The organism is Sphingomonas sp. KRR8 (genome assembly GCF_023559245.1).
In the GTDB taxonomy this organism is placed as follows: Bacteria; Pseudomonadota; Alphaproteobacteria; order Sphingomonadales; family Sphingomonadaceae; genus Sphingomicrobium.
The window spans coordinates 93,893-117,204 of sequence record NZ_CP097462.1; the positions used below are offsets into that span (position 1 = coordinate 93,893).

17 protein-coding genes are annotated in these 23,312 nt (G+C 67.5%); 13 read left to right on the forward strand and 4 right to left on the reverse strand.

Annotated elements, in window-relative coordinates; genetic code table 11:
• The first annotated feature begins 70 nt into the window (after nt 1-70).
• The 3 genes from M8312_RS00435 (at nt 71) to lpdA (ending at nt 5,634) form a co-directional block, all read left to right on the forward strand.
• Complete coding sequence (locus tag M8312_RS00435; RefSeq protein WP_250118440.1) at nt 71-2,890, forward strand: 2-oxoglutarate dehydrogenase E1 component; 2,820 nt, start codon at nt 71-73, stop codon at nt 2,888-2,890.
• Between the two features lie 9 nt (nt 2,891-2,899).
• Complete coding sequence (gene odhB / locus M8312_RS00440; RefSeq protein WP_250118441.1) at nt 2,900-4,171, forward strand: 2-oxoglutarate dehydrogenase complex dihydrolipoyllysine-residue succinyltransferase; 1,272 nt, start codon at nt 2,900-2,902, stop codon at nt 4,169-4,171.
• A 71-nt stretch (nt 4,172-4,242) separates the two neighbouring features.
• Nucleotides 4,243-5,634, forward strand: coding sequence for a dihydrolipoyl dehydrogenase (gene lpdA, locus M8312_RS00445; protein WP_250118442.1), 1,392 nt, complete (start codon nt 4,243-4,245; stop codon nt 5,632-5,634).
• 33 nt (nt 5,635-5,667) lie between these two features.
• Here lpdA and M8312_RS00450 read toward each other — a convergent pair whose 3' ends face one another.
• Nucleotides 5,668-5,874: a hypothetical protein gene (locus M8312_RS00450; RefSeq protein ID WP_250118443.1), complete on the reverse strand. Its 207-nt coding sequence runs from the start codon at nt 5,872-5,874 to the stop codon at nt 5,668-5,670.
• Between M8312_RS00450 and M8312_RS00455 the strand changes: the two genes are divergently transcribed.
• Nucleotides 5,861-6,499, forward strand: coding sequence for an energy transducer TonB (locus M8312_RS00455; protein WP_250118444.1), 639 nt, complete (start codon nt 5,861-5,863; stop codon nt 6,497-6,499). The two genes, M8312_RS00450 and M8312_RS00455, sit on opposite strands and share 14 nt — an antisense overlap.
• A gap of 15 nt (nt 6,500-6,514) precedes the next feature.
• On the opposite strand, the gene sppA is transcribed toward M8312_RS00455, so the two are convergent.
• A complete protein-coding gene (sppA, locus tag M8312_RS00460) occupies nt 6,515-8,389 on the reverse strand; it encodes a signal peptide peptidase SppA (protein WP_250118445.1) in 1,875 nt (624 codons plus the stop codon).
• Nucleotides 8,390-8,482: 93 nt separating this feature from the next.
• Between sppA and M8312_RS00465 the strand changes: the two genes are divergently transcribed.
• From M8312_RS00465 to groL, 3 genes are all read left to right on the forward strand, one after another.
• A complete protein-coding gene (locus M8312_RS00465) occupies nt 8,483-9,874 on the forward strand; it encodes an MATE family efflux transporter (RefSeq protein ID WP_250118446.1) in 1,392 nt (463 codons plus the stop codon).
• 129 nt (nt 9,875-10,003) lie between these two features.
• Nucleotides 10,004-10,291 (forward strand): co-chaperone GroES, encoded by a 288-nt coding sequence (gene groES, locus M8312_RS00470; protein ID WP_250118447.1) that lies wholly within the window; start codon nt 10,004-10,006, stop codon nt 10,289-10,291.
• Between the two features lie 71 nt (nt 10,292-10,362).
• On the forward strand, nt 10,363-12,012 hold the full coding sequence (gene groL / locus M8312_RS00475; protein ID WP_250118448.1) for a chaperonin GroEL: 1,650 nt from the start codon (nt 10,363-10,365) through the stop codon (nt 12,010-12,012).
• A gap of 404 nt (nt 12,013-12,416) precedes the next feature.
• Here groL and M8312_RS00480 read toward each other — a convergent pair whose 3' ends face one another.
• A complete protein-coding gene (locus M8312_RS00480; protein WP_250118449.1) occupies nt 12,417-12,680 on the reverse strand; it encodes a circumsporozoite protein in 264 nt (87 codons plus the stop codon).
• A gap of 203 nt (nt 12,681-12,883) precedes the next feature.
• On the opposite strand from M8312_RS00480, the gene M8312_RS00485 reads away from it, so the two are divergent.
• The 5 genes from M8312_RS00485 to M8312_RS00505 are packed head-to-tail and all read left to right on the forward strand — an operon-like array spanning nt 12,884 to nt 20,411.
• A complete protein-coding gene (locus M8312_RS00485; protein ID WP_250119800.1) occupies nt 12,884-13,831 on the forward strand; it encodes an ArsR/SmtB family transcription factor in 948 nt (315 codons plus the stop codon).
• Entirely contained in the window at nt 13,828-14,754 is a 927-nt protein-coding gene (gene metF / locus M8312_RS00490) for a methylenetetrahydrofolate reductase [NAD(P)H] (RefSeq protein WP_250118450.1), read from the forward strand. Before M8312_RS00485 ends, metF begins: the two co-directional genes overlap by 4 nt.
• A complete protein-coding gene (locus M8312_RS00495; RefSeq protein WP_250118451.1) occupies nt 14,751-15,779 on the forward strand; it encodes a homocysteine S-methyltransferase family protein in 1,029 nt (342 codons plus the stop codon). The genes metF and M8312_RS00495 overlap by 4 nt, the downstream gene beginning before the upstream one ends.
• A 1-nt stretch (nt 15,780) precedes the next feature.
• Nucleotides 15,781-18,399 carry a methionine synthase gene (gene metH, locus M8312_RS00500; RefSeq protein WP_250118452.1) on the forward strand — a complete coding sequence of 873 codons (2,619 nt, stop codon included), beginning with the start codon at nt 15,781-15,783 and terminating at the stop codon, nt 18,397-18,399.
• On the forward strand, nt 18,399-20,411 hold the full coding sequence (locus M8312_RS00505; RefSeq protein ID WP_502957464.1) for a protein-disulfide reductase DsbD family protein: 2,013 nt from the start codon (nt 18,399-18,401) through the stop codon (nt 20,409-20,411). The genes metH and M8312_RS00505 overlap by 1 nt, the downstream gene beginning before the upstream one ends.
• On the opposite strand, the gene M8312_RS00510 is transcribed toward M8312_RS00505, so the two are convergent.
• On the reverse strand, nt 20,386-22,041 hold the full coding sequence (locus M8312_RS00510) for an amidohydrolase (RefSeq protein WP_250118454.1): 1,656 nt from the start codon (nt 22,039-22,041) through the stop codon (nt 20,386-20,388). The two genes, M8312_RS00505 and M8312_RS00510, sit on opposite strands and share 26 nt — an antisense overlap.
• Nucleotides 22,042-22,093: 52 nt before the next feature.
• Between M8312_RS00510 and M8312_RS00515 the strand changes: the two genes are divergently transcribed.
• Nucleotides 22,094-23,308, forward strand: a complete 1,215-nt coding sequence (locus M8312_RS00515) for a threonine ammonia-lyase (RefSeq protein ID WP_250118455.1) — start codon at nt 22,094-22,096, stop codon at nt 23,306-23,308.
• Nucleotides 23,309-23,312 lie beyond the last annotated feature (4 nt).

The window sequence follows — 23,312 nt, forward strand, 5'->3', positions numbered from 1 at the left end:
CCACATATCCGGTGAAGGCGCTACAAGAGGTGTGGGTTCCCGCCTCTCGTGGGAGCACAAAGAGGCGGTGATGGACGTATTCGAGACTGAGCAGGGACCGAGCTGGGCGCGGCCGAACTGGCCGGTGACGACCCTCGACGACCTCAATCTCGGGCTTGATCCGACCGAAGCCAGCATCGAGCAGGTCGCCAAGGCTGCGAAGGCGCAGGCGCAAGCGGCGGGAGTGACCGACGAGGCCGCGCTGCACAAGGCGGCCGACGACAGCGTCCGAGCGATGATGCTGATCCGCACCTACCGTGTGCGCGGGCATCTTGCCGCCGACCTCGACCCGCTTGGCCTCTCGCACCGGGAATTGCCGGCCGACCTGACGCCGGAATATCATGGCTTCACCGGCGCCGACCTCGACCGCCCGGTCTATATCGCGGGTGCGCTCGGGCTGCAGACGGCCACTGTCAACGAAATCGTCGCCATCCTGCGCAAGAATTACTGCGCGAAGATCGGTCTCGAATATATGCACATCAACGATCTTGGGGAGCGCCGCTTTCTCCAGGACCGGATGGAAGGCCGTGACAAGGGCGTCAGCTTCACGCCCGAGGGCAAGCAGGCGATCCTGGAAAAGGTGATCCACGGCGAGCAGTGGGAGCGCTTTCTCGCCAAGAAGTATGTCGGGACCAAGCGGTTCGGCCTCGACGGCGGCGAGAGCATGATCCCCGCGCTCGAAAGCGTCATCAAATATGGCGGCCAGATGGGCGTCGAGGAAGTCACCATCGGCATGGCCCACCGAGGCCGGCTGAACGTCCTCGCCAACGTCATGGGCAAGCCCTACCGCGCCATTTTCAATGAGTTCGCGGGCGGCAGCGCCAACCCGCAGGACGTGGGCGGCTCCGGCGACGTCAAATATCACCTCGGCACCAGCTCCGACCGCGAGTTCGACGGGGTCAAGGTCCACCTCTCGCTTCAGGCCAATCCCTCGCACCTGGAGGCCGTGAATCCGGTCGTGCTGGGCAAGGCTCGCGCGGTGCAGGTGATCAAGGACGACGCGCAGGGCGACAAGGTGCTGCCCGTCCTGCTCCACGGCGACGCGGCCTTTGCCGGCCAGGGCATCGTCTGGGAATGTCTCAGCTTCTCGGGACTGCCCGGCTACGGCACCGGCGGCTGCCTGCATTTCGTGATCAACAACCAGGTGGGATTCACCACCTCGCCGCAGTTCGCGCGGTCTTCGCCTTACCCGTCGGACGTGGCCAAGGGGATCATGGCGCCGATCCTGCACGTCAACGGCGATGATCCCGAAGCGGTCACCTTCTGCTGCAAGCTCGCCATCGAGTTCCGGCAGAAGTTCAATCGTGACATCGTGATCGACATGTGGTGCTACCGCCGCTTCGGCCACAATGAGGGCGACGAGCCCAGCTTCACCCAGCCGCTGATGTATGACGCGATTCGTCAGCACCCGCTGGTCAGCAAGCTGTACGGCGACCGGCTGATTGCCGAAGGCGTCGTCGACCAGGCCTGGATTGATGCCAAGACCGCCGAGTTCACTCAGCTCCTCGAGGGTGAGTTCCAGGCCGGCGCCAGCTATCGCCCAAACAAGGCTGACTGGTTCGAAGGCCGCTGGGCGGGGCTCAGCCGGCCGGACGAGCCGGTCAGCGGCCGCCGCAATACGGGCACCGCGATCGACGCGGAGGAGTTGGAGCGGATCGGCGAGGCGATCACGACCGTCCCGGCTGATTTCGCCATGCACAAGACACTGCAGCGGATCATCGAGGCCAAGCGCCAGATGTTCGGCGCGGGTGCGAACTTCGACTGGGCGACGGCCGAGGCCTTGGCCTTCGGCGCGCTGCTGGCCGAAGGGCACAACGTCCGCCTGTCGGGCCAGGACAGCGGCCGCGGCACCTTCTCGCAGCGCCACGCGGTGTGGACCGACCAGCGCACCGGCGCCAAGTTCGTGCCCCTGACCCGCATCGACAGCGGCCGGTTCGAGGTGCGCGACAGCCCGCTGTCAGAATTCGGCGTGCTCGGCTTTGAATATGGCTACAGCCTGGCCGACCCCCGGACCCTGGTGCTGTGGGAGGCTCAGTTCGGCGACTTCGCCAACGGCGCGCAGGTCATCATCGACCAGTTCATCGCCAGCGGCGAGGCCAAGTGGCTGCGCGCCAGCGGGCTCGTGCTGTTGCTTCCCCACGGCTTCGAGGGCCAAGGACCGGAACACAGCTCGGCCCGGCTGGAGCGCTACCTCCAGCTGTGCGCCGACGACAACATCCAGGTCGCTTACCCGACCACGCCGGCCAACTACTTCCACATGCTTCGGCGCCAGCTGCTTCGCGACTTCCGCAAGCCGCTGGTGGTGATGACGCCCAAGTCGCTGCTGCGCCACAAGCTGGCCGTGTCGACGGCGGCCGACTTCACCGGTGAGAGCCACTTCATGCGGATCCTGTCCGACCTGAACCCGCCGGCGCCGGGCAAGACGCGGCGACTGGTCCTTTGCTCGGGCAAGATCGCCTATGAGCTGATCGAGGCACGGGACGCGGCTAGCGCGACCGACATCGAAATCGTCCGGCTCGAGCAGCTATATCCCTTCCCGTCGGAGCCCTTGATCAAGCGGCTGCAGGCCATGCCGGCGCTCGAGGAAGTGGTCTGGTGCCAGGAAGAGCCGCGCAACAACGGTGCGTGGTTCTTCGTGGAGCCGTTCATCGAGGAAGCGCTGAAGGCCGCCGGCAAGAACCTGCGCCCACGCTACGCCGGCCGTGCCGCGTCGGCTTCCCCGGCGACTGGCCTCGCCAAGCGCCACGCCGCCGAGCAGACCGATCTCGTCGGCGACGCGCTCGGCACCCCGCAATCGACCAATGCCGCGGTCGAGGCTAAACAGCCCGAACCCGCCAAGGCCAACAGCTAGAGGACCCCGATGGGCATCGAAGTCAAAGTCCCCACGCTCGGCGAGAGCATCACCGAAGCGACGCTCGGCCAATGGCTCAAGAAGCCCGGCGAGGCGGTCGCGGTGGACGAGCCGATCGCCAGCCTCGAAACTGACAAGGTCTCGGTCGACGTGCCTTCACCGGTGGCGGGCACCTTCGGCGAAGCGCTGGTGGGCGAGGGTGATACGGTCAATGTTGGCGCGGTGATCGCCACGATCGCCGAAGGTGCGGGCGGCAGTGCCCCGGTCCCGAGCAGCGCTCCCACGCAAGCCAGCGCTCCGGCTCAGACTAGTGCTCCCGCGTCGGCGGGAGTTCAGTCCCCGGCTTCGAGCCACGAAATCACCGACGAACAAGCGCAGGCCCTTCGCTTGAGCCCAGCGGTCCGCCGCGCCGTGCAGGAAAGCGGTGTCGACCCGTCGGCGCTGACCGGCACTGGCAAGGACGGCCGCCTGACCAAGGAAGACATAGCCAAGGCCGCCGGTGAGCCGACGGCCAAGGCGCCGGCCGCGCCCGCCGCGGCTCCGGCGCCTGCCGCCGCGCCGCAGGCTGCGCCTGTCGGCAACCGCAGCGAGGAACGCGTTCGCATGACGCGCCTTCGCCAGACGATCGCCACCCGCCTCAAGGACGCGCAGAACACCGCTGCGCTGCTGACGACGTTCAACGACGTCGACATGACCGAGGTGATCGCAGCCCGCGCCCGCTACAAGGACCTGTTCGAGAAGAAGCACGGCATTCGCCTTGGCTTCATGGGCTTCTTCGTGAAGGCGGTGGCGCTTGCCGCCCGCGACGTGCCCTCCGTCAATGCCCGCATCGAGGGCGACGAGATCGTCTACGCCAACTACCTCGACGTCTCGGTGGCCGTGTCGGCGCCCAAGGGTCTCGTCGTTCCCGTGATCCGCTCGGCCGACCAGATGAGCTTCGCCGAGATCGAGAAGACGATCGCCGGCTATGGCAAGAAGGCCAAGGACGGCACGCTCACTGCCGACGACATGAAGGGCGGCACCTTCACCATTTCCAACGGCGGCGTGTTCGGCTCGCTCCTGTCGACCCCGATCATCAACCCGCCGCAGTCGGCGGTTCTCGGGATGCACCGGATCGAGGAGCGGCCGGTGGTCAAGGATGGCCAGATCGTCGCCCGCCCGATGATGTATCTGGCCCTCTCCTACGATCACCGTCTGATCGACGGCCGCGAGGCGGTCACCTTCCTCGTCCGCGTCAAGGAAGCGATCGAGGATCCGACACGGCTGCTGATCGATCTCTAAGGCAATGTGCTCCCGCGAACGTGGGAGCCTCGTACTGGGTCCCGGCCTCCGCGGGACACGAAGGAATGAACATGGCTGACTACGACTTCGACGTTCTGATCATCGGCGCCGGCCCCGGCGGCTATGTGGCGGCGATCCGCGCCGCGCAGCTCGGGCTCAAGACCGCCTGCGTCGAAAGCCGCGAGACGCTCGGCGGCACCTGCCTCAATGTCGGCTGCATCCCCTCCAAGGCGCTGCTCCACGCGTCCGAGCTGTTCGAGGAGGCCGCCCACGGTCACTTCGCCCAGTGGGGCATCACGGGTGAGTTCAAGCTTGACCTCGACAAGATGCACGGCGGACGCAAGGACGCCGTTAAGGGACTCACCCAAGGCATCGAGTTCCTGTTCAAGAAGAACAAGGTCGAATGGCTGAAGGGCCGCGCCAGCTTCACCGGCAAGGACAGCGTCACCGTCGGTGACCGCACCGTCCGCGCCAAGAACATCGTCGTCGCCACCGGCTCGTCAGTCACTCCGCTGCCGGGCGTCACCATCGATCAGGAGCGGATCGTCGACTCCACCGGCGCGCTTGAGCTCGCCCAGGTCCCGAGCCATCTCGTGGTGATCGGCGGCGGCGTGATCGGGCTCGAGCTCGGCAGCGTGTGGCGGCGGCTAGGCGCCAAGGTCACCGTGGTCGAATTCCTCGACCAGATCCTTCCCGGCATGGACGAGGAAGTCCGCAAGGAATCGAACAAGATCTTCAAGAAGCAGGGGTTCGAGTTCAAGCTCGGCACCAAGGTCACCGGGGTCGAGCGCACCGGTGACGGCGTCCGCGTCAGCGTCGAGCCGTCCAAGGGCGGCGCGGCCGAGACGATCGAGGCCAGCCACGTGCTGGTCGCCATCGGCCGCCGGCCCAACACCGACGGCCTGAACCTTGAGGCCGCCGGCCTTCAGCTCAACGCCAAGGGCCAGATCGAGGTCGACCACAGCTTCCGCACGTCGGTGCCCGGCATCTGGGCGATCGGCGACGTGGTTCCCGGCCCGATGCTCGCCCACAAGGCCGAGGACGAGGGCATCGCCGTGTCGGAGAACGTCGCGGGCCTGACCGGCATCGTGAACCACAACATCATCCCGTCGGTCGTCTACACCACGCCAGAGATCGCGGGCGTCGGCCTCACCGAGGAGCAGGCCAGGGCGCATGGTGAGGTGAAGGTCGGCAAGTTCCCGATGCTGGCCAACAGCCGCGCCAAGACTAACAAGGAGCCGGACGGCTTCGTGAAGGTGGTCGCCGACGCCAAGACCGACCGCGTGCTGGGCGTGTGGATGATCAACAATCTCGCCGGCACCATGATTGCGCAGGCCGCCCAGGCGATGGAGTTCGGCGCCACGTCCGAGGACATCGCTTACACCTGCCACGCCCACCCGACCCACGCCGAAGCCTTCAAGGAAGCGGCCATGGCGGTGCGCGGCAAGCCGATCCACATCTAAGCGGCTGAACGCGGCCCACTTGTGCCGGCGCGATTAGCTCGGCACCATGCCTTCGCCGAAGGGGGAGGCGTGGATGTTGGCGTTGTTGACGATCGGTTTGGCCGCGATGCAGGCGGCTGCATCACCACGACCTTCGGCCTGGAGCATTGACGAGAGCGACGGCGGCTGCGTGTTGAAGCAGACGCTGGCGGACGGGACCGCGAGCGTCGAACTCAGCCGCTCGCCGATGTCGTCGAGCACCAGCCTCCATGTTACGCAATCAGGCGTTCGGCAACGCGACGAGCGGACGCTGCACGCGGTGGAGGTCGGTTTCGCCAACGGCCAGTGGGCGTCGGCAGAGGGTGCCGTCTACCCGGACGAGCGAGATCGCCGGACAATCGCGGTGGAGCTTGACGAAGGCACCATGACGACGTTGTCGCAGGTGCAGCAGGTCACCCTGGCACACCAGGCGCTCGGCCACGTGCCGCTGAACATTCGCGATCTGCACCAAGTCGTCCCGGCGCTGCAGCGGTGCGCGAACAAGCATCTTACCGCCTGGGGGATGGACCCGGCCTCCCTGCGCGCACTGGCGAGCCTGCCGCTGCCTTCGACGTCGCCCAATAGCTGGATCTCATACGACGACTATCCCGATCGCCAGAAGATCTACCTGCGCACCCAGATTATTATCATCCGCCTCGATGTGGACGTCGCGGGCCGAGCCAGCGCTTGCACGATCCTCAACCCCGACGCGCCGACCGAGTTCAAGGATGCCGCCTGCAAGGCACTGTTGAAGCGCGCCCGGTTCACGCCGGCGCGGGACGCTCAGGGCGCGGCGGTCGCCGCTCCGACGATCATGCGGATCGGCTTCGCGCCCGTTCTTCTCTGACCTTCAGGGGAAGGACTAACCGAGCCAGCTGACCAGCTTCGCGAACCAGCCCAGATTCTCAGCCTTGATCGTCGCGGGCGCCGGCGCGGCAGCCGCGCACTCCAGGCATCGCACCTGGATGGTCGGCCCGCTCAGCACCTCGCGCGCCTGGCTCAGCCCGGCCAGCAGCTCCGCCGAGCCGCGTCCGCCAAGTGTAGCGAAGCCGTCGGTTTCGTTGGCATCACTGGCGCTGCTGTCATCGTCGTCACGCAGCATCGAATAGAAGGCCGACTTCCAGCTCTTGGGCCGGTCGAGGTAGGTCACGCCGCGCTCGTCACCCAGTTTGGCCAGCTCGGCCGCCTTGGCGATCGCCTCGTCCATGCTGCCGAAGCCGTCGACCAGGCCGAGCTGCTTGGCCGGACCGCCCGGCCAAACGCGACCGCCGGCGATGGCGTTGATCTGCTCCGGAGTCTTGCCCCGCGCCTTGGCGACGATTCCGATGAAGCGCGCATAGATGCTGTTCACGCCCATCTGCAGCAGCTGACTGGCCTGCGGCGAGGGGCCCTTGAGCAGGTCCGGCTCGCCCGACTGAGGCGTAGTCTTCACCCCATCTGCGCCGACGCCGAGCTTCTGCAGGGTGCCCTGGAAGCTCGGAAGGACGGCGAAGACGCCGATGGAGCCGGTGATGGTGGAGGGCTCGGCGTAGACCTGGCTGGCCGCGGTCGACACCCAATAGCCGCCGGAGGCCGCGACATTGCCCATGGAGGCGACCACCGGGATGCCCTTGGCCTTGGCCTGGAGCAGCGCCTGCCGGATGCGCTCGGAGCCGGTTACCGACCCGCCCGGCGAGTCGATACGAACGACCAGCGCCTTGAGCTTGCCGCTGCGGACGCCCTTTTCGATCACGTTGGCGATGCTGTCGCCGCCGGCGGTCCCAAGCGGCGCCTTGCCGTCGACGATGGTGCCGGCGACCGTCACAATGCCGATCGGACCGTTGCGGTCCTCGTGCACCTTGTCCGCCGCGTACGCGGCAAGCGAGATGTGCTTGTAGCCGCCGCGTTCCTTGGCGGCCGCGCCGCCCAGCTCGGCCAGCCGGGCTTCGAACTGCTGGCGCTCGCCGACCTTGTCGACCAGCCCGGAGCGCAGCGCTGCCTGGGCGAAATCACCGTTGGCGGCGGTCACCGCGCCGGCCATGTTCTGGAGGTACGGGTCGATCGCCGCCTTCGGCCGCGCGGTATGGACGTCCTCGCGCCATGCCTCCAGCAGGTTGGCGGCGAGCGCCTGGGCATTCTCGCGCGCTTCGGGCGACATGTCTGACCGGATGTAGGGCTCCACCGCGCTCTTGAAGGCGCCGACGCGATAGACGTTGGCGGTGACGCCAAGCTTGTCCATCAAACCCTTGAAGTAGAGGTTGTTGCCGCCGGGCCCGGCCAGCGCGACCGTGCCGAGCGGATTGAGCCACACTTCCGAGGCGTGCGCCGCCAGCTGGTAGCTGCTGTCGGTGTAAGCAGTGGCATAGGCCACGACCGGCTTGCCGGCCCGGCGAAGCTGATCGAGGGCGCCGCCGACGTCGTGCAGGGCAGCCTGTCCGCCGCCCATGAAGTTGTCGAGGTCGAGCGCCACGGCCTTGACCCGATTGTCATTCTTGGCGGCGAGCAGCGCGGCGCGCAGCTGGCGCAGGCTGTACTGGCGCGGCCCGGCTGAACCGCCGAACGCGGCCACCGGATCGCTCTCGGCCGGCTGCTCGACGATCGACCCCTTGAGCGCCACGTCGAGCACACCGTCGCCGACCGGCGCCGCCCGGTGCGACAGGATGGCATAGAGCGTTCCGAAGAACAGCAGCATGAAGATGAGGACCAGCGCGTCCTTGATCCCGACCAGCAGCTGCCAGACACCGCGCACGAACTTCATCGACCCGCTCTCCTTTTGCGTGGCGGTGGTTAGCCGAGCCGCACAGGCTGCGCCATAGGTGACGAAGGCCACGTCCCACGCTAGGGCGCCGCGATGCCGCGTGCGCTCGCCGCCGCTCCCGCCAGCTGGCGCGACGAGCTCCGCGCCAGCCTTGCGCTGGCTTGGCCGCTGGTGCTGTCCAACCTCGCCGCCAATGCGATCACGACCACCGACGTGCTCATGCTCGGACGGCTCAGTCCGCAGGCACTCGCCGCTTCTGCCCTGGCGGTGAACTTCTTCAGCCTCATCCTCTTCACCGGGGTCGGCCTGACCTATGCCATCGCGCCGATGATCGCCTCGGCGCTCGGGCGCAAGGTCGAGGCGGTGCGTGAAAGCCGCCGAAGCTTCCGAATGGGCCTGTGGCTGGTGGCCTTCTACGGCCTGTTCGGAATGGCGCTGCTCAGCCTGGTCGAGCCGCTCTGCCATCTGCTCGGTCAGGACCCTCAGCTGAGCGCCGCCGCCGGCCGCTTCATGGCCGTGCTCCGCTGGGCGTTGATCCCGGGGCTGCTGGTCTTCCTTTTCCGCACCGCCCTGACCGCCTTCGACCGCACACCGGTGACGCTGGTGGTAGCGCTGGGTGGGGTGGCCCTGAACGTGCTGCTCAATTGGGCGCTGATTTTTGGCCACCTCGGCCTCCCCGCGCTGGGCATGGAGGGTTCGGCGCTCAGCACCGTCATCACCAACAGCGCCATGGCGCTGGCGCTTGGGACAGCCGTCGCCCGGATGAAGCGGCTGCGGATCATGCACCTGTTCGGCCGCTGGTGGCGGGCGGACTGGCCACGTTTCCGCGAGCTGGTGAAGCTCGGCACACCCATCGCCCTGACCTGGTCGTTCGAGGTGAGCGTGTTCTCGTGCGCGGTCTATCTCATGGGCCTGATCGACACGACCAGCGTTGCCGCCCACGTCATCGCGCTGCAGATCGCGGCCTTCGCCTTCATGGTTCCGCTGGGTCTCAGCCAGGCCGCAACCGTTCGGGTCGGCTATGCCCATGGCGCGCGGGATCCCGTGTGGGTGGGCCGCGCCGGGCGGGTGGCGCTTGGCTGCGCGCTCGGCTTCGCGCTCGTCTCCGCACTCGCCATGTGCCTGTTCCCGCGCCAACTCGCCGGGCTGTTCCTCGACATGGACGCGCCCGCCAGCGCCGCGGTCCTCGCGCTTGCCGTCCAGTTCCTGCTCGTCGCCGCCGTCTTCCAGCTGGCGGACGGAGCGCAGGTGATCGGCGCCGCCGTGCTGCGCGGGCTGCATGATACGCGGGTGCCGATGCTGTTCGCTGCCTTTGGCTATTGGGTGATCGGCCTTGGTTGCGGCGCGGCGCTGGCCTTCCTCACGCCGTTGAAGGGCGTCGGCATCTGGATCGGCCTTGCACTTGGTCTTGCGGCGGTGTCAGCGATGATGTGGTGGCGGTGGAGCCGCCGTTCCCGCCTCGGCCTGGTGCCCGCCACCGCGTAAAATTTTGCTGAACCCCATGTTGACAGGGGTGGGCGCCGCACCCAAATGCCCCCTGTCGCTGGCACTCTCCCAGGGGGAGTGCCAATGCGAAACTGGTTCAACATGAAGAGCAGAAAAGGGGCGTAAGCAATGGCTTTCAGGCCGCTTCACGATCGAGTCCTCGTCCGTCGAGTCGAGGCGGAAGAGAAGACCGCTGGCGGGATCATCATTCCCGACACCGCCAAGGAAAAGCCGCAGGAAGGCGAAGTCGTCTCCGTCGGCACCGGCGCGCGCAGCGATGACGGCACCGTCCACCCGCTCGAGGTCAAGAGCGGCGACCGCATCCTGTTCGGCAAGTGGTCGGGCACCGAGGTCAAGGTCGACGGCGAAGACCTCATTATCATGAAGGAAAGCGACATCCTCGGGATCGTCGGCTGACTTCTCTGACGGGCGCCCACCGGGCGACCGTCATTTGATCAATTCAACTCTCAAACGGAAAGGGTAGCCACATGGCAGCCAAGGACGTGAAATTCAGCCGCGACGCGCGTGAGCGCATTCTGCGCGGCGTCGACATCCTCGCCGACGCGGTCAAGGTGACGCTGGGCCCCAAGGGCCGCAACGTCGTCATTGACAAGAGCTTCGGCGCGCCTCGCATCACCAAGGACGGCGTCACCGTCGCCAAGGAGATCGAGCTCAAGGACAAGTTCGAGAACATGGGTGCGCAGATGCTGCGCGAAGTGGCCTCGAAGACCAACGACATCGCTGGTGACGGCACCACCACCGCCACCGTGCTGGCCCAGGCCATTGTCCGCGAGGGCATGAAGTCGGTCGCCGCCGGCATGAACCCGATGGACCTGAAGCGCGGCATCGATCTCGCCGTGTCCAAGGTCGTCGAGGACCTCAAGGGCCGTTCCAAGCCCGTTGCCAACAGCCAGGAAATCGCCCAGGTCGGAATCATCTCGGCCAACGGCGACACCGTCGTCGGCGAGAAGATCGCCGAGGCGATGGACAAGGTCGGCAAGGAAGGCGTCATCACCGTCGAAGAGGCCAAGGGCCTCGAGTTCGAGCTGGACGTGGTCGAGGGCATGCAGTTCGACCGTGGCTACCTGTCGCCTTACTTCATCACCAACCCCGAGAAGATGTCGGTCGAACTCTCCGATCCGTACATCCTCATCCACGAGAAGAAGCTTAGCAATCTGCAGGCGATGCTTCCGATCCTTGAGGCGGTCGTGCAGTCGGGTCGTCCGCTGCTGATCATCGCCGAGGACATCGAGGGCGAAGCGCTGGCGACCCTGGTCGTCAACAAGCTGCGCGGCGGCCTCAAGGTCGCGGCCGTCAAGGCGCCGGGCTTTGGTGATCGCCGCAAGGCGATGCTCGAGGACATCGCGATCCTGACCGGCGGCGAGATGATCTCGGAGGATCTCGGTATCAAGCTCGAGAACGTCACGGTCGGCATGCTCGGCACCGCCAAGCGCGTCACCATCGACAAGGACAACACCACCATCGTCGACGGCGCTGGTGAGAAGTCCGGCATCGAGGGCCGCGTTGCCGCGATCCGTCAGCAGATCGAAGTCACCACCAGCGACTATGACCGTGAGAAGCTCCAGGAGCGTCTCGCCAAGCTCGCCGGCGGCGTGGCCGTGATCAAGGTCGGCGGTTCGACCGAAGTCGAGGTGAAGGAGCGCAAGGATCGCGTCGACGACGCGCTTCACGCGACCCGCGCCGCGGTCGAGGAAGGCATTGTTCCGGGCGGCGGTACCGCGCTGCTCTATGCGACGCGTGCGATCGAGGGCCTGAAGGGCGCCAACGACGACCAGACCCGCGGCATCGATATCATCCGCAAGGCGCTCTACGCGCCGGTCCGCCAGATCGCGGCCAACGCGGGTCACGACGGTGCGGTGATCTCGGGCAAGCTGCTCGACGGCGCTGACCAGAACCTCGGCTTCAACGCCCAAACCGACACCTATGAGAACCTGGTCCAGGCCGGCGTGATCGACCCGACCAAGGTCGTTCGCACGGCTCTGCAGGACGCGGCCTCGGTTGCCGGTCTGCTCATCACCACCGAAGCGGCGGTGAGCGAACTGCCGGAAGACAAGTCGTCGGCTGGCGCCGGCGGCATGCCGGGCGGCATGGGCGGCATGGGCGGCATGGACTTCTAAGCCAAGCCGGCCGGGGCCAGCGAAGGCAGTCGCAGACTGCCGAACTGGCCCCGGACTCGGCGATGGCCGGACGGCCTGCTGCGCAGCAGACAAGACCGACGTCACGGGAGTCACTCCCGTGACGGCCACGCCCGAAGTTTAGTTCACGTTCCCAGAAGGGTCGGCGTCTCCGGACGGCGGCCCTTCGTCGTTTCCAAGGCTGTTCAGATCCGCTTCTGCGTTGTCCAGCTGCGCCGCCTCCTGGGCGGTAGGCGCGGGCGGACGCTGATCGCGCTGGCATCCCGCCATCATCAGCGAAGCCATAAGCAGCCACAGTCGCATTGGCGGAACTCCAACGAAGAAGGGCCGCCCGGTCACCCGGACGGCCCTTCAGTCTTAGCAGCTTGTTGCCAAGCTGGCCCGAATTAACGGGTCGCGTTCTCGGTCGCGTTGGCGACGTTCGAGGCGCCATTGGCAACCGCGTCCGCACCGTTCGAGACGGCATTGCCGGCCGCGTCGAGCGCGTTGTCGGCGGCGACGCCGGCGTTGTCGAGCGACGCGTTGGTGTCGGTCGTCGTCTCGGTGGTGACCGTGTTCTCGGTGGTGACCGTGTTGGTGTCGGTCTTCTTGTTGCAGGCGACGAGGGTCAGGCCGGCAACCGCAACGGCGACGATAGCAATCTTCTTCATGGATCCATCCCTATCTTCAGCCTCGCTCCGCCCTCGGAGCGAGAAGCCAGGCAAGCCACATGTTTGCGGTCAGGCCAGCGCGCGGATTTAGGTGAGGGGAGGGGCGGGCGCAATAAACTTTTGCGACGAGCCGTTTTCGGCAGCTCCGACGGTTTCTCCTTGCACCTCATATAAAGACTTCTTTATATCCTTATCCCGTGTCCTTGAACCTTCCCCTCGCCGACCTGTTTCAGGCGCTCGCCGATCCGACCCGGCTGCGAATCCTGGCGCTCCTGCGTGAGCTGGAACTTTCGGTCGGTGAGCTGGCCCAGTTGCTCGGCCAAAGCCAGCCGCGGGTGTCCAGGCATGTAAAGATCCTGGTTGATGCCGGCGCGCTCGAGCGGCGCAAGGAAGGCAGCTGGGTCTTCCTGACGCTCGCTCGGCCGGACGTGGCCGAGGCACTGTCCACGCTGGCGGACGAGGCGACCGCCGCCGCCTTCGCGGCCGACCGCACGCGCCTCGCCGCCGTCCGCCGCGACCGCGCGGCCGCGGCCGAACTCTACTTCGCCGCCAACGCCCACGTCTGGGATGAAATCCGCTCCCTCCATGTCGCGGAAAGCGAAGTCGAGCAGGCGATCGTCCGTGCGCTCGGAGCGGGACCGCTCGGCCGCCTGGTCGACATCGGTACCGGCACCGGCCGGATGATCGAGCTGTTCGGACCCACCGCCGAGCAGGCCATCGGCATCGACAAGTCGAGCGAGATGCTGCGCTTCGCCCGCGCCAAGCTGGAGGCTGCGGCCGTGCCCGCCTCCCTGCGCCAGGGCGACATGTACGCCTTGCCCCTGCCCGACGGCAGCGCCGACGTCGTCCTGCTTCACCAGGTGCTGCACTATGCGCAGGTCCCCGGTCAGGCAATCGCCGAAGCGGCGCGGCTGCTCGGGCCCGGCGGCCGGCTGCTGATCGTCGATTTCGCCCCGCATGAACGCGAGGAATTGCGCGAGCGGGCGGAGCATGCGCGGCTGGGCTTTGCCGACGAGGCCGTGCTCGGCTGGCTTGGGGAGGCCGGGCTCACCGGCCAGGTCGTCGAGCACCTCGCTGGCGGTGAACTGACTGTCACCCTCTGGGCCGGCGCCAAGCAGCCGGTTCGCCTTCCCCGCCGGAGAGCCGCATGACCCGCCCCGCGCTCGTTCCCGTGCCGCCTTCCGAGCCTGCGCCCCTGTTCGCCGCGGCCAAGGGCGACATCGCGGTCAGCTTCGAATTCTTCCCGCCCAAGACCGAGAAGATGGCCGAGACCTTGTGGTCTTCGATCGAGACGCTCGCGCCCCTTCACCCGCAGTTCGTCTCTGTGACATACGGCGCTGGCGGCTCGACCCGTGAGCGGACCCACGCCACCGTTGCCCGACTTGTCCGCGAGACCGGACTGCCAGCCGCAGCCCACCTGACCTGCGTCGATGCGAGCAAGGGCGAGATCGACGAAATCGCGCGGCAATATTGGGACGCGGGCGTGCGCCACATCGTCGCGCTTCGCGGCGATCCTCCCGAGGCTGGTGCCACCTACCAGCCGCATCCCGACGGTTATGCGGACGCCGCCGCCCTGGTTGCCGGGCTGAAGCAGGTCGCGCCGTTTGAGATCAGCGTCGCCTGCTATCCGGAGGTCCACCCGCAGGCGACTTGTCCGGAGGCCGACCTCGACAACCTCAAGCGTAAGGTGGACGCCGGCGCCGACCGCGCCATCAGCCAGTTTTTCTTCTCGCCCGAGGCGTTCCTGCGCTTCCGCGACCGCGCGGCGGCCTGCGGCATCAAGGCCGACATCGTTCCCGGCATCCTGCCGGTCAGCAGCGTCGCCCAGACCCGCAAGTTCGCCGACCAGTGCGGGGCGGCCATCCCGGAATGGATGGACGAGCTGTTCGAAGGGCTCGACGACAAGCCCGCCGCGCGCCAGCTCATCGCCGCCACCATCGCCGCCGAGCTGTGCGGGCAACTCTACGCCAGCGGCGTTCGCCATTTCCATTTCTACACATTGAACCGCGCCGAGTTGGCTTACGCCATCTGCCACCTCCTCGGGGTGCGCGCGGACCGAAAGGCCCAAGCATGACCGACGCCGCCACTGCCCTGCGCGAGGCAGCTTCCAAGCGCATCCTGATCAAGGACGGAGCCTATGGCACCGCCATCCAGCGCGAGGGGCTGGCGGCCGCGGACTATCGCGGCGACACCGGCCTGTCGAAGGACCAGAAGGGCAACAACGATTTGCTCTGCCTGACCCGGCCGGACCTCATCGCGACCATCTGCCAGGCCTATGTCGACGCGGGTGCCGACGTGCTCGGCACCAACAGCTTCAACGCCAACCGCATCAGCCAGGCCGACTATGGCGCCGAGGAGCTGGTGCCGGAGATGAATGCCTGCGCCGCGCGCATCATCCGCGAGGTCGCGGACCGCAACGCCCAGAAGGACGGTCGGCGCCGCTATGTCGCCGGCGCGCTCGGCCCGACGAACAAGACATTGTCACTGTCGCCCGACGTCAACGATCCCGGTTTTCGCGAAGTCGATTTCGACACGGTGAAGGCCGCCTACCGTGAGCAGGCCGAGGCGTTGCTGGAGGGCGGCGCCGACTTCATCCTGATCGAAACGGTGTTCGACACGCTGAACTGCAAGGCGGCGGTGATGGCCGCGCTGGACCTCGCCCCGATCATGATCTCGATGACCCTGACCGACCTCTCGGGCCGCAACCTGTCCGGCCACACGGTGGAGGCCTTCTGGGCCAGCGTTCGCCATGCAAAGCCGCTCAGCATCGGCCTCAACTGCAGCTTCGGCGCGGCGCAGCTGCGCCCGCACCTGGCCGCGCTCAATACGCAGGCTGACACGCTGATCATGGCCTATCCGAACGCTGGCCTGCCCAATGACCTTGGCCAATATGACGAGGCAGCCGAGGAAACGGCTGCGCAGGTCGCCGAGTGGGTCGATGATGGCCTTGTGAACATCGTCGGTGGATGTTGCGGTACGACTCCTGCCCACATCGCCGCGATCGCCGGGGCGGTGCGTGGGCGTCAGCCCCGCGCCGTCCCGCAGGCGCCGCGTCGCACCGTCCTCGCGGGCCTCGAGCCGATGGTCCTGGCCGCCTGACATGAGCAGCAGTATCGCGTCCGACGCCGCCAGCGCGGCCACCAGCTTCGTCAACATCGGCGAGCGCACCAATGTCACCGGCTCCGCCCGCTTCAAGAAGCTGGTGCTGAACGGCGACTATGACGCCGCCGTCGAAGTCGCCCGACAGCAGGTCGAGAACGGCGCCCAGATCATCGACGTCAACATGGACGAGGCGCTGCTCGACGGTGAGCTCGCCATGACGACGTTCCTGAAGCGCATCGCGGCCGAGCCGGACATCGCCCGGGTGCCGGTGATGATCGACAGCTCCAAATGGACTGTGATCGAGGCCGGATTGAAGTGCGTGTCGGGCAAGCCGATCGTCAACTCGATCAGCCTCAAGGAAGGCGAGGGACCATTCCTCGAGCAGGCCCGCCTCGTTCGCCGCTACGGTGCCGCCGTGGTCGTCATGGCCTTCGACGAGACCGGCCAGGCCGACACTGCTCAACGCAAGGTCGAGATCTGCGAACGGGCCTACAACACGCTGGTCGCGGACGGATTCGATCCCCATGACATCATCTTCGACCCCAACGTGTTCGCGGTTGCTACCGGCATCGACGAGCATCGTCGTTACGCCCTCGACTTCATCGAAGCCGCGCGGGAAATCCGTCAACGCTGCCCGGGCGCGCACATTTCGGGCGGGCTCTCGAACCTCAGCTTCTCCTTCCGCGGCAACGAGCCCGTGCGCCGGGCCATGCACTCGGTGTTCCTCTACCACGCCATTCCGGCCGGGCTCGACATGGCGATCGTCAACGCCGGCCAGCTCGACGTCTATGACGCGATCGACCCCGAACTGCGCGATGCGTGCGAGGACGTCATCCTCGACCGGCGCGACGACGCGACCGAGCGCCTCATCACCCTTGCCGAGCGGTTCAAGGGTACGGACGAGGTCGCGGAGAAAGCCGCCGCCGAGTGGCGCTCCCTGCCGGTCGCCGAGCGGCTGTCTTACGCGCTGGTGAAGGGCATCGATGCACATATCGTCGACGACACGGAAGAGGCGCGGCAGCAGGCCTCGCGCCCGATCGCTGTCATCGAAGGTCCGCTGATGGACGGCATGAACGTCGTCGGCGACCTGTTCGGCGCCGGCAAGATGTTCCTGCCGCAGGTGGTGAAGTCCGCCCGCGTGATGAAGAAGGCGGTCGCCCACCTGCTGCCCTTTATCGAGCTCGAAAAGGACGAGGGCGCCAAGGGCAAGGGCCGGATCGTCATGGCCACCGTCAAGGGCGACGTCCACGATATCGGCAAGAACATCGTCGGCGTGGTCCTCCAGTGCAACGGCTATGAGGTCGTCGACCTCGGCGTCATGACGCCGTGGACCAGGATCCTCGAAGCCGCGAACGAGAACGAAGCCGACATCATCGGCCTGTCCGGCCTGATCACCCCCTCCCTCGACGAGATGGTGACAGTGGCGACCGAGATGGAGCGGGCCGGCATGACGCTGCCGCTGTTGATCGGCGGCGCGACCACATCCAAGGCCCACACCGCGCTGCGCATTGCCCCGGCTTACTCAGGGCCAGTGCTGCATGTGCTCGACGCCAGCCGCGCCGTCGGTGTCGCCTCCGCGCTGGTCAGCGACGGACCGCAGCGGGCCGAGTTGATCGACGGCACCGCGAACGAATATGAGGCACTTCGCGTGGCCCGCGCCGGCCGTGGCGGCCAGGACCGCTGCACGCTCGCCGAAGCCCGCGCCAATCGCTTCATTGCCGACCCGGCGAAGAAGCCGGCCGCGCCTTACAAGCCCGGCATGCACCAGTTCGCCGACTGGCCGCTCCGTGACCTTCGCGCCCACATCGACTGGACGCCTTTCTTCCGCGCGTGGGAGCTGCACGGCACTTTCCCCTCCATTCTCGACGACGCAGTCGTGGGGGAGAGCGCGCGGAGCCTGTTCCGCGACGCCGAGGCGATGCTCGACAAGATCATCGCGGAGAAGTGGCTCACCGCCCGTGCCTCGATCGGCTTGTGGCGCTGCTGGCGCGAGGGCGACGACGTCCTTGTGCTGGCGGGTAACGAGCCCGTCCGGCTGCCCTTCCTGCGCCAGCAGATGAAGAAGCGTGAAGGCCGCGCCAACATGTGCCTGGCCGACTTCATCCAGGAGGAAGGCGAGGACTGGATCGGCGGCTTCGCGCTGGGCATCCACGGCGCCGAGACGCACCTCGACCGCTTCAAGGCGGCGCATGACGATTACAGCGACATCATGCTCAAGGCGCTGGCCGACCGACTGGCCGAAGCGCTGGCCGAGCGGCTCCACCACCACGTCCGCACCTATCTGTGGGGCTATGCCGAGGAGCATCTCTCCAACCAGGAACTGATCCGCGAGCGCTATGAGGGCATCCGCCCCGCGCCCGGCTACCCGGCCAGTCCGGACCACAGCCTCAAGCCGGTGCTGTTCGACCTGCTCGGCGGCGATCCGGCCGGCCTGTCGCTGACCGAGAGCTTCGCGATGCTGCCGACGGCGGCGGTCAGCGGCTTCTACTTCGCCCACCCGGACAGCGCATACTTCGGAGTCGCCACCATCGGCCGCGACCAGCTGGAGGATTATGCCAAGCGTCGTGGCGTCGACGTGGATACGGCCGAAAGGTGGCTGCGACCCAACCTCGATTGATGCTAGGGCGGCGGCAAGTGGCTCGCTTCTTCCTCTTGCTCCTCGCCCTGCTGACCAGCGCGCCGGCCATGGCGCAGCTTGGCTCGGCGCGCCCGCACATCACCGCGCAGCTCGTGGTCGACGGACCGGTTCGCCCTGGGCAGGAGGCCGACCTCGCCATCCTGATGACGCCCGAGCCCGGCTGGCACGGCTATTGGTCGAACCCCGGCGATGCGGGCCAGCCGATGACGCTCAACTGGCAGCTGCCGAAGGGCGCGAGCGTCGGCCCGCTGCGCTACCCGGTGCCAAAGACGCTCACCATCGCCGGGCTGATGAACTACGTCTTCACCGGCCCCTACGCGATCCTCACCCGCCTCAAGGTGCCTGCGGATGTAACCGGAACCTTGCCGATCCGCGCCAAGGCCTTCTGGCTCGCCTGCACCGACGAGATTTGCGTGCCGGAGCAGGGCGAGCTGAGCCTCGACGTCCCGATCGGGGGCGGCGCGGACGAGCAGACGCGCTTCGATGGCTGGCGGCGGCAACTGCCGCGCCCATTGGGCAGCGCCGCGCATTTCGCGGCAAACGGTACGGCCGTCCGCCTTGGCATCCCGTTTCCAGCCGGCGTGGCGGTGGACCACCCGCACTTCTTCCCGGCGGACGGAGTGCCGCTGGACCATGCCGCACCGCAGCGTTTTTCCCGCGATGGCGACCTGCTGATCGCGGAGCTCACCTTCAAGCGACCGCCAACTTTGGTGGACGGCGTGCTCGGCATGGGACCAAGTGGCGGGCTCGCCATCGGGGCCACACCAGGCACGGTACCAACTGGCGGCACGCCGATCGGCGAGGCGGCGAGCACCGGCTGGAGCGCCCTTGGCTGGGCACTGCTCGGCGCGCTGGCCGGCGGGTTGCTGCTCAACCTGATGCCCTGCGTTTTCCCGATCCTCGCGTTAAAGGCACTCGCGCTTGCGCGGGCGGGCGGGGACGAGCGCCACGCCCGCCATGATGCACTGGCCTACACGGCTGGGGCGATTGTCGGTACTGGCGCGCTCGGCATCGCGCTGCTGCTGATCCGCGCCGGCGGCACGGCGGCCGGCTGGGCCTTCCAGCTGCAGGACCCGCGCACCATCCTTGTCCTGCTGCTCCTCGGCACCGCAATCACGCTCAACCTGCTGGGCACGTTCAAGCTGCCGGTGCTCGGTGGGGAAGCAAGCCCTCGCGGCGGTTTCGCGACCGGTGCACTGGCGGCCTTCGTCGCCACTCCCTGCGCCGGTCCCTTCATGGGCGCGGCGCTTGGCGCGGCACTGCTGCTGCCCGCTGCCGGCGCCATCCTGGTCTTCGCGGCCCTCGGGCTCGGCATCGCGCTGCCTTTCCTGCTCGTCGCCTTCATCCCCACTCTGCGCAAACGCCTGCCAAAGCCAGGCGCGTGGATGCTTCGCCTTCAGCGCATCCTGGCCATCCCCATGGGCCTGAGCACGCTCGCCGCACTGTGGCTGCTCTATCGTCAGGGCGGCACCAGCGGGCTGTTGCTTGGCCTCCTCGCCGCCGCCCTGCTGGTCACGGCGCTGGTCCTCGCCGGGCGCCGCCAGTCACGTGGGCTTCCGGCGCTCGGCCGCCCCGTCGCCATTGCTCTCGCACTCGCGATCGTGCCCCTGCTCGGCATCGGTCGCGGCGAGCAGGCCGTCGTCACCAAGACCGCCAATGCCGAAGCGTGGAGTGAGGCCAGGGTCGCCGCCTATCGCCAGCAGAACCGCCCCGTTTTCGTCTACTTCACCGCTGACTGGTGCCTCACCTGCAAGGTCAACGAAGCCAACGCGATTGATCGCGCGCCGGTGCAGGACGCGTTCAAGGCCGCCCATGTTGCGGTGCTCGCGGGCGACTGGACCAATGGCGATCCCGCCATCACCCGCTTCCTCGAAAGCCGCGCCCGCGCCGGGGTGCCTCTCTACCTCTGGTACGCGCCCGGCAAGGAACCCGAAGAGCTCCCGCAAATCCTCACCCCGGCCATGCTCACCGAGCGGGCGCAGGGCTCCTAGACCACACCCGCTCGCCCGCGATCCACGTCTCCTCGACCGCAGTCCGCGCAAGGTCGTGCGGGCTGACCCGGTCCACCGGCCGATCGACCAGGATGAAGTCTGCCCACTTGCCAGGCTCCAGGCTGCCGTAGCGGCTTTCCGCGAACCCGGCCCAGGCCGCATCCCGCGTGAAGCCCTTCAGCGCCTGCGCGAAGGTCAGTTTCTCCCACGGCCGCCATCCGCCCGGCGGCTGATCGTCCAGCCCCTGCCGGCTCACCGCCGCGGCAAGTCCCGGGAAGGGGTTCGGGTCCTCCACCGGAAAATCCGAGCCCAGCGCCAGCCGTGCCCCGCTCTTCGCCAGCGTCTGCCAAGCGTACGCGCCTGCCAGCCGCTTCGGCCCCAGACGCGCCTGTGCCATCAGCCGGTCGCTGGTCTCGTGGGTCGGTTGCATGGAGGCGACCACCTTGTCCCGGGCGAACCGCTGAAGGTCCGCGGGGTCGAGGATCTGCGCGTGCTCGATCCGCCAGCGCCGGTCGCCCTTGGCCGACCCCAACTGCTCATAAGCGCTCAGCACCATGGCATTGGCCGCGTCGCCGATCGCATGCACCGCGATCTGCCATCCGCCTGCCGCCGCCGCGCCGGCCTGCGCCTTGAGCTCCGCCGGGGTCAGCAGTGCCAGCCCGCGCGTCGGCGCATCGGCATAAGGCTGCTTCAGATACGCCCCCCGCGAGCCCAGCGCACCATCGGCATAGAGCTTCACGCCATTGAGCTTGAGCCGGTCGCCGAACGACCAGCCCGTGTTCCGTTCGGCCGTGATCGCCTTCAGCCCGCCCGGTCCGGCGGCATAGCTCATGATCCGGAACTTGAGCGCCCCCTCGCCATAGGCCGCGCGCATGGCGTGCCAGTCATCGATGCTGGTCCCCATGTCCGCGGCGGCGGTCACGCCCTTGGCCAGCAGGTCGCGCTGTGCCGCCAGCAGCGCTGTCCGCCGCTGCGCCGGAGTGGCGGAGGGCACCGACCGCTCGATCAGGTCCTTGGCAGCGTCGACGAACAGCCCAGTCGGCCGTCCGTCAGCGGCGCGCTCGATCCGCCCGCCCGACGGAGCCGCCGTCGCGGCGGTCACTCCCGCGGCCCGCATCGCCGCGCCATTGGCGACGCCGGCGTGCCCGTCCACGCGGCCGAGCCAGACCGTCCGGTCGCTCACCACGGAATCAAGGTCGGCGGCGGTCGGAAAGCGCTTGTCCGCCCACATCTCCTGGTTCCAGCCGCGCCCGACGATCCACGGCAGCTCCGGATGTGCCGCCGCATAAGCCTTCAACCGGGCCTGCAATTCTCCCACCGAGCGAATGCCGGTGACGTCCAGCTGCAGCAGGCCAGCGCCCAGTTCCATCACATGGCCATGGGCGTCGATCAGCCCCGGCAGCATCGTCCTGCCGCCGCCATCCACCACCTTCGTGCTCCCCGGCAGCTTCAGCAGCTCGCCGTGCAGCACCCGCTTCACCTTGCCATCGTCCCCGACCAGCAGGCCGGTGAAATGCTCGACCCTGCCGTCCGCACCGACCTGAACGCCGGTGACGTTGCGCACCAGCGTGTCCGCCAAGGCTGGGGTGGAGGAGAGTAGGGCGACGAGCAGCAGGGCAGGGCGTGTCATGCCCGCCAGCCTAGCATTGTTCCGCTCCGCCGGAAGGGCTAGCGGAACGCCCATGGAGCTTCCCACCCTCGACGACATCCGCGCCGCCGCAGTCCGTATCGAAGGCGCCGTCCAGCGCACCCAGACCAAGCGCAGCCGGACTTTGTCCGAAATCACCGGCGCCGACGTCTGGCTCAAGTTCGAGAATCTGCAGTTCACCGCCGCCTACAAGGAGCGCGGCGCACTCAACAAGCTGCTCCAGCTGACCAAGGAAGAGCGTGGCAAGGGCGTCATCGCGGCCAGTGCCGGCAACCACGCGCAAGCGGTCGCCTACCATGGCCGGCGCCTTGGCATTCCGGTCACCATCGTCATGCCGACCAACACGCCGACGATGAAGATCAGCCAGACCCGTGAACACGGCGCCCGCGTCATCCTCCATGGCGAACGGTTCGACGATGCCTACGCCCATGCGCTCGAGGTCGCCGAAGCGGACGGGCTGATCTTCGTTCATCCCTTCGACGACCCCAAGATCATGGCGGGCGCGGGCACCATCGGGCTGGAATTGCTGGAGCAGGTCGAGGACCTCGATTGCGTGGTCGTGCCGATCGGCGGCGGCGGGCTCATCAGCGGCGTCGCCACCGCCATCAAGGCGCTCAAACCTTCGGTCGAGGTGATCGGCGTGGAAGCGCAGCTCTATCCCTCGATGAAGAATGTCATCGATCACCAGCACGGCGCGATTGGCGGCGACACGCTGGCCGAGGGCATCGCGGTCAAGGAACCCGGTCAGCTCACCCGCGCGGTGATCGGCAAGTATGTCGACCGGATCGAGCTGGTCGAGGAACGCCACATCGAACATGCCGTGGCGCTGCTGGTCGGGATCGAGAAGACGGTGGTCGAAGGTGCCGGGGCCGCGGGCCTGGCGCTGATCCTCGCCCGCAAGGAGCAGTTCGCGGGCAAGCGGGTCGCCACCATTCTGTGCGGCGGCAACATCGACACGCACCTGCTGGCGAACGTCCTCATCCGCGAGCTGGTCCGCTGCGGCCGCATCGCCCGGCTCCGGATCTTCGCGCAGGACCGGCCGGGTGCGTTGGCCAACATCACCCGGATCATCTGGGAACAGGGCGTCAACGTGGTCGAGGTGTACCACAACCGCATCTTCACCGCGCTCCCCGCCAAGGACACCGAGATCGAGGTCGAGGTGGAGGCACGGGATGCCGGCGACATCGACGCGCTTGAAGCGAAGTTGAACGAGCACGGCTTCCAGGTCCACCGCGAGCGCCTGGATTAACCAC